The 3,958-nt window shown below is 71.0% G+C and carries 5 protein-coding genes; 2 read left to right on the plus strand and 3 right to left on the minus strand.

The window, feature by feature from the left end:
• A partial coding sequence (gene ku, locus PLL68_RS06685; protein ID WP_324532832.1) for a non-homologous end joining protein Ku occupies positions 1–842 on the minus strand: 842 nt, incomplete at its 3' end.
• A gap of 135 nt (positions 843–977) precedes the next feature.
• Between ku and ligD (PLL68_RS06690) the strand changes: the two genes are divergently transcribed.
• Entirely contained in the window at positions 978–1,967 is a 990-nt protein-coding gene (gene ligD, locus PLL68_RS06690; RefSeq protein WP_502910682.1) for a non-homologous end-joining DNA ligase, read from the plus strand.
• Positions 1,960–2,844, plus strand: coding sequence for a non-homologous end-joining DNA ligase (gene ligD, locus PLL68_RS06695; protein WP_324532834.1), 885 nt, complete (start codon positions 1,960–1,962; stop codon positions 2,842–2,844). The genes ligD (PLL68_RS06690) and ligD (PLL68_RS06695) overlap by 8 nt, the downstream gene beginning before the upstream one ends.
• An 89-nt stretch (positions 2,845–2,933) precedes the next feature.
• On the opposite strand, the gene PLL68_RS06700 is transcribed toward ligD (PLL68_RS06695), so the two are convergent.
• Complete coding sequence (locus PLL68_RS06700) at positions 2,934–3,536, minus strand: (2Fe-2S)-binding protein (RefSeq protein ID WP_324532836.1); 603 nt, start codon at positions 3,534–3,536, stop codon at positions 2,934–2,936.
• A 56-nt stretch (positions 3,537–3,592) separates the two neighbouring features.
• Positions 3,593–3,928, minus strand: a complete 336-nt coding sequence (locus PLL68_RS06705) for a histone-like nucleoid-structuring protein Lsr2 (protein WP_324532837.1) — start codon at positions 3,926–3,928, stop codon at positions 3,593–3,595.
• Between the last annotated feature and the right edge of the window lie 30 nt (positions 3,929–3,958).

Genomic DNA, 3,958 nt, shown 5'->3' on the forward strand with positions numbered 1-3,958 from the left:
GCCGTCTTGGTGGCCGTCTTCTTCGCGGCCGGGGCCTTGGCCGGTGCCGGCTCGGCAGCCTCACCCCGCGCTGCCTTGGCCTTCTCGACCGAGCGCGCCAGTGCCGCCAGCAGGTCGACGACCTCGCCGCTCTCCTCCGGCTCGGCCGCGCTGACGCGCACCTCGCCGCCCTCGACCTTGGCGCGCACGAGCTCCTTGACGGCGATCGCGTAGTCGTCCTCGTAGTCGTCCGGGTCGTAGTCGCCGGCCAGCTGGTCGATGAGCATCTTGGCCATGGCCATCTCCTGCTCGGTGGCCCGCTGGTCGTCGGTGACGGTCGCGAAGTCGGCGGCGCGCACCTCGTCGGGCCACAGCATCGTCTGCATGACGATGACGCCGTCACGCACCCGCAGCACCGCCATCGTCATCCGGGTGCGGATGGAGACGGTGCAGATGGCCATCCGCTTCTCGGACTCCAGGGCGTCGCGCAGCAGGACGTAGGGCTTGGTTGCCGCCTTGTCGGGCTCGAGGTAGTACGACTTGTCCAGCCACATCGGGTCGATCTGGTCGGCCGGGACGAACTTCGTGACCCCGATCTCCTTGGAGGTGCGGCTGGGAAGGTCGGCGAAGTCCTCGTCGGTGAGCACGACCATGTCGCCGTCCTCGGTCTCGTAGCCCTTGGCGATGTCGTCGTACGACACCTCCTCGCCGTCGATCGAGCAGGTGCGCTTGTACTTGATCCGCCCGCCGTCCTCGCGGTGCACCTGACGGAACTGCACGTCGTGGTTCTCGGTCGCGGAGTACAGCCGCACCGGCACGTTGACCAGGCCGAAGGAGACCGCGCCCTTCCAGATCGCCCTCATGGTCGTCACCTCTCCCGGATGCCGTCCGCAGCGTCTCGCGGTCAGCGCAGACTCCCAGCGTATGCCCAGCCGTGAGTGCGGAAGTGGTCGCTGGGACCGCCACTTCCGCACTCATCGCGAGGCAGGATGGGGCCCGTGGCCACCCTCTCCTCTTCCCACGAGCCGTCCTCGGCGCGCGCGCCGCTGCGGCCGATGCTCGCGACGGTGGCCGAGCGCGTGCCGACGGGCGCTGACTGGGTGCACGAGGTCAAGTGGGACGGGATGCGGGTGCTCGTCGACGTGCGCGGCGGCGAGGTGCGGGTGTGGTCGCGCAACGAGCGGGACGTCACGGCCTCCTACCCCGAGTTCGCCGGGCTCGGGGAGGCCTACGACGACATGCTCCTCGACGCCGAGGTCGTCGCCCTCGACGGCGGCCGGCCCAGCTTCCACGCCCTGACCGAGCGCATGCACGTCTCGGACCGTCGCAAGGCGGTGCGGCTGGCGGCCACCCGCCCGGTGACCCTCATGGTCTTCGACCTGCTGCGGCTGTTCGGGGCCGACCTCACCGGCCAGCCGTGGTCGGCGCGGCGGGAACTGCTCGAACGGCTGGACCTGACCGGCCCCACCTGGCAGGTGCCTGCGGTGCACGACGACGGTGAGCACCTGCTGGCCGCCACGGCGGAGCAGGGCCTCGAGGGCATCGTCAGCAAGCGCCGCTCGGCCCCCTACGCCGCCGGGCGCCGCTCGCCCGACTGGCGCAAGAGCGCCCACAAGGTCACCCACTCGGTCGTCGTCGGTGGTTGGCGCCCGGAGGTCGGGTCGGCGGGACGGCTCGGGGCCGTCCTCGTGGGCCTGCCCGACGGTTCCGGTGGCTGGCGGTACGCCGGCCGGGTCGGCTCGGGCTTGGCCGGAACGGCCGGGGAGGCGCTCGCAATGCGGCTGCGCCCGCTGAGCCGCGACGACTCGCCCTTCGTCGACGACGTGCCCTCGATCGACGCCGTCGGCACGACGTGGGTGCAGCCCCGGGTCGTCGTCGAGGTGCGCGCGCTGGAACTGACGGGGCAACACCGACTGCGGCAACCGGCATACCTCGGGGTGCGCACCGACCTCGTGCCCGCCGACCTCGAGGAGGTCGAGGATGCCTGAGTTCGTCCCCGAGGTCACTCGGGTCGAGGTGGCTGGTCGCCGGCTCCGACTCACCAGCCTCGACAAGGTCATGTACCCCTCGACCGAGACCACCAAGGGGGAGGTGCTCAGCTACTACGCGCAGGTGGCGCCGTTGATGCTGCCCCACCTTGCGCGGCGTCCGGTGACGAGGGTGCGCTACCCGCACGGCGCCCAGGACCAGATGTTCTTCTTCGAGAAGAACCTCCCCTCGGGCGCGCCGAGCTGGCTGCCCCGGATGCCGGTCGACGACGTCGTCTACCCCCTGATCGGCGACCTCGCAGACCTCACGTACCTGGTCAACCTCAACTCGCTCGAGCTGCACGTGCCGCAGTGGACCCTCACCGACGAGGGTGAGCGCGGCAATCCCGACCGCCTCGTCATCGACCTCGATCCGGGCAAGCCTGCCGGGCTGCACGAGTGCGCCCAGGTGGCCCTGCTCGTGCGCGAGCGGCTGGCCGCGCTCGGGCTCGAGCTGTACCCGGTCACCTCGGGCAGCAAGGGGATGCAGCTCTACGCGGCCCTCGGGGGTGACCTCACGAGCGACCAGGTGCGTGACCTCGTCATGCAGCTCGCGCAGGAGCTGACGAAGAAGCACCCCGACCTCATCCTGTGGAAGATGACCAAGTCGCTGCGGCCCGGCAAGGTCTTCCTCGACTGGAGCCAGAACGTCGCCGCCAAGACGACCATCAGCCCCTACTCGTTGCGGGGGCGGGAACTGCCCTGCGTCGCGGCGCCGCGCACGTGGGACGAGGTCGAACGCGGTGCGGTCGAGGCGGGGTCGCTGCGGCAGCTGATGTTCGACGAGGTGCTCGAGCGCGTCGCCCGCGACGCAGACCTGCTCGCCGACCTCCCCTGATTTCTTGCGTCCGGCACCTTGGTCGTCCAGACCACCAACATGCCGGACGTCCCGTCGGGGCTGCTCCTTGCGTCCGGCAGGTTGGCTGCTCAGGGCACCAGGGTGCCGGACGTTGCGGAGGGGCGCAGGCGGGGGCACCCGGCGCACTCGACACAGCCCGGCAGGGCGTAGAGCAGGCAGCACGAGGCCCGGGGCGTGGCGCCGGGGCGCAGCAACCCCGCGGCCGACTCGGCCTCGCGCCGGGCGGCGTTCCACATGTCGTCGACCATCATCGACCGGGTGTGTGGGCCGAGGCGCACCTGCGACTCGTATGCCGTGGCGAGCGGCTGCGCGACCGCGCGGTAGTCGCGCTCGGCCCGGTTGAACCGCTGTTCGAGCGACCCCTCGTCGGCGACGAGGCCGTTCAGCCGCACCTCTCGCGGCACGGTGGCGGGATCGAGCGCGAAGGACAGGTGCGTCAGGTCGGCACGCCACGGGCCGCTCGCGGCGGCATGGGCACCCGTGTGGGCCGGAACCTGGAGCAGCCACTGGAGGACGAACGCCGCAGCGACCTGTGGCGGAGCGTCGGTGGCGTACCAGCGGCTCTGGAGCGAGCGCAGCGCGCGTTGCCACGCCACGGCATCCGTCATGAGGGTGTGGGCGAGCGGCGGCCCGCCCGCGGTGAACGTCAGCCACGCGTGGCGGCGTGACATGCGCGCAGCGGCACCCGTCGGGTCGACGGATGCCGCTGCGGTGCTCGGGTCGAGGCTCAGGCGTGCGCCTTGTCGTAGGCGGCCTGGATCTCGGCGGAGATGCGACCGCGGTCGTTGACCGTGTGGCCGTTCTCGCGGGCCCACGCCCGGATGGCGCCGACGTCCTTGCGGCCGGAGCCCTTGCCAGCGGTGGAGCGACCGGCCGAGCGACGGCCACCCGTGCGTTCGGCGTGACCGATCCACACGGCGAGGTCGTCGCGCAGCTTTGCGGCGTTGTCCGAGGTGAGGTCGATCTCGTAGCTGACACCGTCGAGTGAGAACGAGACGGTCTCGTCAGCAGGGGAGCTCTTGTCGAGGTCGTCGACGAGGAGCACCTGGACCTTCTTAGCCATGGTTTTCCCTTCAGGTCGTTGCGGATATCA

It is taken from the genome of Ornithinibacter sp. (genome assembly GCF_035443565.1).
Lineage (GTDB): Bacteria > Actinomycetota > Actinomycetes > Actinomycetales > Dermatophilaceae > Fodinibacter.

Bases quoted from the DNA above. Each gene is read 5' to 3' on its own strand.
- ligD (WP_324532834.1), top strand. From the start codon at position 1,960: ATGCCTGAGTTCGTCCCCGAGGTCACTCGGGTCGAGGTGGCTGGTCGC.
- PLL68_RS06700 (WP_324532836.1), bottom strand. From the start codon at position 3,536: ATGTCACGCCGCCACGCGTGGCTGACGTTCACCGCGGGCGGGCCGCCG.
- PLL68_RS06705 (WP_324532837.1), bottom strand. From the start codon at position 3,928: ATGGCTAAGAAGGTCCAGGTGCTCCTCGTCGACGACCTCGACAAGAGC.